Source organism: Pseudolysinimonas sp. (genome assembly GCF_057350545.1).
The window spans coordinates 22,413-29,110 of record NZ_JBMRCP010000112.1 but is presented as its reverse complement, the minus strand read 5'-3'; the positions used below and the strand labels follow the sequence as shown (position 1 = coordinate 29,110).

Genomic DNA, 6,698 nt, shown 5'->3' with positions numbered 1-6,698 from the left:
GCCATGGTCGACGTCGGCGGAGGTGACGCGGCCGGCGCAGCCGATGAAGCGGCAGCGTCCGTCGCGGATGGCAAGGAAGAGTCGCAGGTCGTCGGTGACGCGGTAGCGGGTGCGTCCGAGGGCGAGGATGGCGTCGTCGCGTTCGTCGGTGATCGCGCGGCGCAGCACCCGTGCGGCGCCGGCGACCCGTCGGGCAGTAGCGGGGTCGACCGGGCCGTAGCCGACGAGCTCGCCCATCGTGTCGTCGCGCCCGTGCAGCACGGAGATGGGCACCGTCGTGACGACGGTGGGCGTCGAGTTGCCGAAGGGTCGCGCCTCGTCGCCGCCGAGGATCGCCTTGAGCAGCAGGCCGGCGCGCAGTTGGCTGATCGTGCGGGGGTCGCCGGCTGTGCGCAGGGCTCGGGCCCCGGCGTCGAGGAGGCTGTCGGCCGCGACTGCTTCGGGTGCGGGCAGGTGAGCGGTCAGCCACGCCATCCCGTCGGCGCCGGGCTCCAAGGTCACGGAGCGGTCGTCGACGGCGCGGCGATGGCGCTCGATCGCCTGCTCAGGGGAGCGCGACTCGCGGATGCGCCGCACGGTGCGGGCGAAGACGTTGGCCGACTGCTCGGCGGCGTCAAGCGCCCGGGCTTCGACCTCGCCCCGCTCGTCGTCAGCGACGGTCGCGAGCTCGTCGACCAGGATGCGCGCGTGCCGCGGGGTGATGCGTGCGGTGGCGAGAGCGTCGAGGGTCGCCGGGAGGTGCTCGGTGAGCACGTCGGCCTCGTCGATGAGCATGCCGGCCGACCGTCGGGAGAGGCGCAGCGCGGCCGCGACCTCGGCGCGGAACTCCCGCTCGGCGAGCGGATGCGACGGCGCGTCGGCTCCGCGGGTCTGCGTCTGATGCGCGAACGCGACGAGCCGATACTTCGCCGCCGTCAGGGACGCGATCATCCGGTCGGTCTCGACGATCGCGTCGATCACCCCCGCATCGGCCGCCATGCGCTGCAGCGCCGGGGGCAGCTCGTCGCTCTCGCGGAGCGCGTCGCGGAAGGTGGTCATGGCTACATCTAAGTAGCACCCACCGACATCGCGACCGCGCGGTCGGCGACCTGTGGATGGTCGGCTACAGTAGGAGGCTGTGCCGGGCTCCGCGAGGAGAGCGGTACATGCCACGGGCTGTGGCGCAGCTTGGTAGCGCACCTGACTGGGGGTCAGGGGGTCGCAGGTTCAAATCCTGTCAGCCCGACACATGTGACGTCGCAGAACCCGGCGCTCTCGTCGCAGCGTCGGGACGCGCTATCCGGAGCTCTCCGGGAGGTAGGGCTCGAGCCAGTCGAGGCTGCCGTCTCGGATCGGGATGGTCACCGACTCGACCTCGTCGTCCGCGCCGATGGTCACCGTCGCCACAGCGCCCGGGATGTCATCCGCGGTCGCAAAGAACGTCGGATGCTCGTGGAAGGCGTACTGCTGCCCGCCGTCGAGGGTCACGGTGACGGTGTCGTCCTCATCGGAGAGCTCGACCTCGACCGGGCTCTCCGAGCGATTCGTGAGCACGCCGATCAACCGTGCGGATCGGGCCTCTCCGCGCGTGACCAGCAGCAGGTTGTCGACGCTCACCGACCCGACCTCCGCGTTGGTGCCGAGATTGATGGCTTCTTTCTCACCGGGCGGGATGTCTGCCGCGCCGGCGCAGGCGGTCAACGTGACGGCGACCGCCGTCGCGGTCATGGCGGTCGCCAGGCGACCCCCGCTTCTGGTGGATGTGCGGAACCCGTGGCGTTCGGAAGGCATCCCACCACCCCAGCACTGTCGCGTGGTGCGGCACAGAGGGTCGACAGATGAGTTCGGATACGCAAGAGGTCGGGATGCTGGGCCTCCGAGACCCCCGTCCTCAACCTCACGGCGCCGGTGCTGCTCGTCGCCGCCTCGGCTCCGACTCACGGCGCCTGACGAAGGTCGCACCCTTGCGACCAGACAGACACGGTCAGCTGTCGCGTGTCGGACGCCGCAGACCGAGCACGAGGAGGCCGACGCCGGCCGCGGCGACGAACAGGCCGATCCCGAACCACGTGCGGTCGCCGGTCATGAAGCTTCCTGGGATCAGATTCGCGCCCTGGCCGATCCAGACGGCGCCGACGAGGACGGCCACGGCCCCGATCACGGTCAGGATGGTTCGTCCGAGGCGGCTCTTCATGGGGCCACGGTACTCCGCGCGCTCGCCCGTCGACCCGAGGGCGAGAACCTGGGCGTCGACTGCCTAGGCTGGTCGGATGGCGGCCGGCGCGACGATGCACACCTTCGAGGTGCAGCTGGCCGACATGGATCGAGGCGTCTACGAGCAGTTCACGGTGCGGGCGGCCCGACATCCGTCCGAGACCGAGGCCTACCTGGTGACGCGCCTGCTCGCCTACTGCCTCGAGTATCAGGAGGGCATCGCCTTCAGCGAGGGCATCTCCGCGACGGACGAGCCGGCCGTGCTCGTGCGAGACCTGAGCGGCACGCTGCTGGCCTGGATCGAGATCGGGGCTCCGGATGCCGCCCGCCTCCACACGGGCAGCAAGGCGGCGGAGCGCACGGTCGTCTACACCCACCGCGATCCGGCCAAGGTCGCCGCACCGTGGGCGGGCGCCAAGATCCACCGAGCCGACGAGATCGTGCTGCACAGCTTCGACCCCGGGTTCGTCGACGCCGCGGTCGGCGCGCTCGAGCGGCGCAACGCGGTCACGTTGACCGTCACCGAGCGTCAGCTCTACCTCGAGCTGAACGGCGTGCACCTCTCGTCGGCGATCCACTCGCAGCCGGTCGCGTAGGGCGCAGTCCGGGCCTCAGCGGGAGCTGTTCGCCGTGCGTCCGCGCACGATGCCGACGAACACGTCGCTGAGCGGATGCGCGCCCTCGATGGGCCACACGAGCGAGATGCCCGTGTCCCCGCCGTCCCGCAGCGGGCGAGCGACGACGTCCTTCCGCGACGTCGCGCGCGCGACCGACTGCGGCAGGATCACGACGCCGACGTTCGCGGCGACGAGCTCCACGGCATCCGCCCCGTCTCCGCTGAGCAGGTCGACGGGCAGCACGTTCTCGTCGGCGAGGTCGGCGAGATCGATCGAGTCGAGGGCGGCGACGAGCGAGTCGCGCGGGGCGACGACGACGGGCTGCTCGCGATAAAGCGGAATCGCGTGCCGGTCGTCGTCGGCGCCGGTGTCCCGCAGAAGAGCCATGTGGGCCGATCCGTCGCAGAGCGCCGCGAACGCCGAGGCCTGGGGGAGCGGCACCAGCGTCAGGATGCCCGCACGGCGTTCGCGCCACACCCGCTCCCACTTGCCCGGTGTCACGCCGGGCACGAAGGCGACGACGAGGGGCTCCGGCATGGCCCCAGGCTAGCCCGCGGTGCTGCACCGGCCCCGTGCCGCGTAGCGTAGGGGCATGACCGACGCGCCGCGCGAAGACCGCCGCCAGCAGCCGAAGCCCCCGAAGCAGCAGCTGCTGAGCCCGAAGACGGCGGCCGAGAAGCTCGGCGTCTTCCTGCCGGCGACGCCGGAGGAGTTCCGGGCGTCGCCGATCTCCCGCGACGCGGTGCAGGAACTTCAGAGCAACCCGCCCGAGTGGCTCGCGACGCTGCGGCGCGAAGGTCCGCATCCGCGTCACGAGGTCTCCGCGCGGCTCGGCGTCTCCAACTCGGCGTTGGCGCGCGCCGGCGTGAGCGACTCGATGACGACGGCCGAGATCCGCGCACTGCTCGAGGAGCGACCCGAGTGGCTCGTCGTCGAGCGTGAAAAGCACCTCCCCGGGAGCGGCCGCATCCCCGGTACCGCGATCGGCGAGCGTCCGGCCGAGTCCTCGGCTCGACGTCCCGTGGTCGTCGACGACGACGACGACGAGGACTGAGCGACCCCCCCGCACCTGAGCGATTGCTGCGAGAACCTGGCACGATATCGGGATGGCGCGTCGCCCCCGTGAGCCTCAGCAGGAACCCCGAGCGGTCCGCACCCAGCTGACCGTCATCCAGCACTCGCCCGACCCCGACCATCCGCACACCCACTCGCGCGACGACAAGCGCTCGATCGCCGACGTCATCCGCTCGATCGGGCAGAACCGCGTCGGTGCGCTGCTCCTGCTGCTTGCGACGGTCGCCGCCATCGTCTGGGCGAACGCGTCTCACGGCAGCTACGAGGGCTTCTGGGAGACGCACTTCACGATCGGCGTCGCCGACCTGCAGCTCGACTTCACGCTCCACGCGATGGTCAACGACGCCCTGATGGCGATCTTCTTCTTCACCGTGGGTCTCGAGGTGCGGCGTGAGTTCGCGATCGGCGAGCTCACGAGCTGGTCGCGCGCCATGGTGCCGGTCTTCGCCGCCCTCCTGGGTCTCGCGATCCCGGCCCTGCTCTACGTGCTCATCGCGCAGGGCACGGGTCAGGAGCACGCCTGGGGCATCGTCATCTCCACCGACACGGCGTTCCTCGTCGGTGCGCTCGCGATCATCGGGCCGCGCGCCCCCGGTCGCCTGCGCATCTTCCTGCTCGCCCTCGCGGTCGTCGACGACATCGGAGCGCTCAGCATCATCGCGCTCGTCTACACCGAGAACTTCACCTGGATGCCGCTCGTCGTCGCCGCGCTCGGGCTGGTGGGCGTCTACTTCACGCGCTACCTCCGCGGGGGACGAGGCCCGGTCTACGGCACGCTCGCGGTCGTGGTCTGGCTCGCGTTCTACGCCTCGGGTGTGCACCCGACCCTCGCGGGCGTCGCGATCGCGCTGCTCGTGCCGGTGTACCGCCCCAACCGCCGGGATGTCGAGCACGCCCTCGATCTCGCGCGCACGTTCCGGCAGTCGCCCAACACCGAGTACGCCCGCGCCGCCGCCAACTCGCTGCGCGAGTCGATCTCGATCAACGAGCGACTTCAGTCGGCCTACGCGCCGTACGTGGCCTACGTCGTGCTGCCGCTGTTCGCGCTCGCCAACGCGGGAGTGCTGATCACGCCCGACATCCTCGCCGCCGCGGCGATGTCGCCGATCACATGGGGCATCGTCGTCGGCCTGGTCGGCGGCAAGTTGATCGGCATCTGGGGCACGACCGCCGTGATGAAGCTGTTCAAGGTCGGCGAGTTCGGTCCGGGTCTCACGGTCGATCGGCTGCTCGGCGGCGCGGCCCTGGCCGGCATCGGCTTCACGATCTCGCTCTTCATCGTCGACCTCGCGATCACCGACGAAGCCGCTCAGAACGAGGCGCGCGTCGGCGTGCTCGCTGCCTCGGTCATCGCCTTCGTCGTCGCGACGATCGTCTTCCGGCTCTCGGACGCTCTGCGCCCGACGCAGGACACGGGAGTGCTCGTGCGCCCCGTCGACCCGCGGCGTGATCACATCTACGGCGATCCGGATGCCGCACTCACGATCGTCGAGTACGGCGACTTCCAGTGCGAGTTCTGCCTCAAGGCCTCGGGCTCGGCACACGAGGTGATCGACGAGCTCGGCGACGCCGTGCGTTACGTCTGGCGGCACGCTCCGCTCACCCGGTTCCACCCGAACGCGCTCGCTGCGGCCGAGGCATCGGAGGCCGCGGCGCTGCAGGGCAAGTTCTTCGAGTTCGAGCGCGCGCTCTTCGTCGACCAGGACGAGCAGTTGCCGTCGCACATCATCCGCCGCGCCCAGGAGCTCGGCCTCGATGTCGAGCAGTTCGAGCGAGACCTCGCCTCGGCCGAAGTGGCGGCTCGCGTCCGCGACGACATGCTCGACGCCGAGGCGATGGACATCACCGCGGTGCCGACGTTCTTCCTCAACGGGCGCCGCCACGTCGGACCCTACGACGCACGGTCGCTCATCGCGGCGCTCCAGATTCCGACGACGGATCCCACACGTCGGCCGAAGCCGGCGCCCGTCGAGGAGTCCACGGACTAGAGCACTCCCGGCGTGAAGAAGATGCACGACGTCATCGCGAGGTTGAATCCCGCGTGCGCGACGATCGCGCCGCTGAGCGAACGGCTCAGGATGCGGAACGCGGTGAAGAGCAACGAGACGCCGAACATCGCGAGCAGCCAATACGCCGCCGGCCCCGGGAGGAACCCCCACGCGCCCGCGAGGTAGACGATGCCGAAGTGCGCGAGGTGCACGAGCGCGAAGGCGCCGGCATCCACGAGCGAGGCTCCGCGACCGCCGAGTCGTGTCGCGAGCCCCGTGTGCGCGATCCCGCGGTAGAGCACCTCCTCGCCGAGGGGCGAGAAGAGCATCCCGATCGCGGCGAAGATCGCGAAGAAGATGATCCGGTCGTCGGCGGGCAGCGGGTCGGGCACCGCCGAGTACGAGAGCGACACGTACACGTAAGGGTTGGAGGTGGCGAGCCCCCACGCGACCGTCGCGATCGCGAAGACGAGAACGGATGCCGCCGCTCCCGCCACGAGTGCCACCGGCAGCCAGCGCCACCTCGGTCGCACGAGCCCGATCCGCCGCCGTCCGTCGCGGGTCAGGAGCACCCATGGCAGGAGTGCCATCACGACGAAGATCGCACCGACAGCCTGGTAGGTCGCGGTCACGTTCGCCTGGAGGACGAGCGCCACACGCGTGACGCCGAACACGACGAGCAGGATCACGGCACCGCGCAGACCGAGCGGGTCGAGTGCGTGGAACGCACGGCGGACGTCGGCAAGAGGCGTCGGGTTCACCGCCCCAGCCAACCGGTCACGGCGCGTGTCGGCACGGGGGCTAGCCCCCGAGCGCACTCGGCGAA

Annotated in this window: 8 protein-coding genes and 1 tRNA gene; 4 read left to right on the top strand and 5 right to left on the bottom strand. The window is 70.6% G+C overall.

Features of this window, described 5'->3' with window-relative positions; translation table 11 throughout:
• A partial coding sequence (locus ACO1X9_RS15475) for a DUF222 domain-containing protein (protein ID WP_486351749.1) occupies positions 1-1,038 on the bottom strand: 1,038 nt, incomplete at its 3' end.
• Positions 1,039-1,151: 113 nt separating this feature from the next.
• Here ACO1X9_RS15475 and ACO1X9_RS15470 point away from each other — a divergent pair.
• Positions 1,152-1,225, top strand: a tRNA-Pro gene (locus tag ACO1X9_RS15470).
• A 50-nt stretch (positions 1,226-1,275) separates the two neighbouring features.
• On the opposite strand, the gene ACO1X9_RS15465 is transcribed toward ACO1X9_RS15470, so the two are convergent.
• Both ACO1X9_RS15465 and ACO1X9_RS15460 read right to left on the bottom strand, forming a co-directional pair.
• Complete coding sequence (locus tag ACO1X9_RS15465; protein ID WP_486351748.1) at positions 1,276-1,707, bottom strand: hypothetical protein; 432 nt, start codon at positions 1,705-1,707, stop codon at positions 1,276-1,278.
• A gap of 256 nt (positions 1,708-1,963) precedes the next feature.
• On the bottom strand, positions 1,964-2,173 hold the full coding sequence (locus ACO1X9_RS15460; RefSeq protein ID WP_486351747.1) for a hypothetical protein: 210 nt from the start codon (positions 2,171-2,173) through the stop codon (positions 1,964-1,966).
• Positions 2,174-2,249: 76 nt separating this feature from the next.
• Here ACO1X9_RS15460 and ACO1X9_RS15455 point away from each other — a divergent pair, with 76 nt between their 5' ends.
• A complete protein-coding gene (locus tag ACO1X9_RS15455; RefSeq protein ID WP_486351746.1) occupies positions 2,250-2,789 on the top strand; it encodes a YaeQ family protein in 540 nt (179 codons plus the stop codon).
• A 15-nt stretch (positions 2,790-2,804) separates the two neighbouring features.
• On the opposite strand, the gene ACO1X9_RS15450 is transcribed toward ACO1X9_RS15455, so the two are convergent.
• Positions 2,805-3,347: a LysR substrate-binding domain-containing protein gene (locus ACO1X9_RS15450; protein ID WP_486351745.1), complete on the bottom strand. Its 543-nt coding sequence runs from the start codon at positions 3,345-3,347 to the stop codon at positions 2,805-2,807.
• 55 nt (positions 3,348-3,402) lie between these two features.
• Between ACO1X9_RS15450 and ACO1X9_RS15445 the strand changes: the two genes are divergently transcribed.
• Positions 3,403-3,864, top strand: coding sequence for a DUF5997 family protein (locus tag ACO1X9_RS15445; RefSeq protein WP_486351744.1), 462 nt, complete (start codon positions 3,403-3,405; stop codon positions 3,862-3,864).
• A gap of 52 nt (positions 3,865-3,916) precedes the next feature.
• Positions 3,917-5,872 (top strand): Na+/H+ antiporter NhaA, encoded by a 1,956-nt coding sequence (nhaA, locus tag ACO1X9_RS15440; RefSeq protein ID WP_486351743.1) that lies wholly within the window; start codon positions 3,917-3,919, stop codon positions 5,870-5,872.
• Here the strand turns inward: nhaA and ACO1X9_RS15435 are convergent.
• Complete coding sequence (locus ACO1X9_RS15435) at positions 5,869-6,633, bottom strand: CPBP family intramembrane glutamic endopeptidase (RefSeq protein WP_486351742.1); 765 nt, start codon at positions 6,631-6,633, stop codon at positions 5,869-5,871. The genes nhaA and ACO1X9_RS15435 overlap by 4 nt on opposite strands.
• Positions 6,634-6,698: the final 65 nt, after the last annotated feature.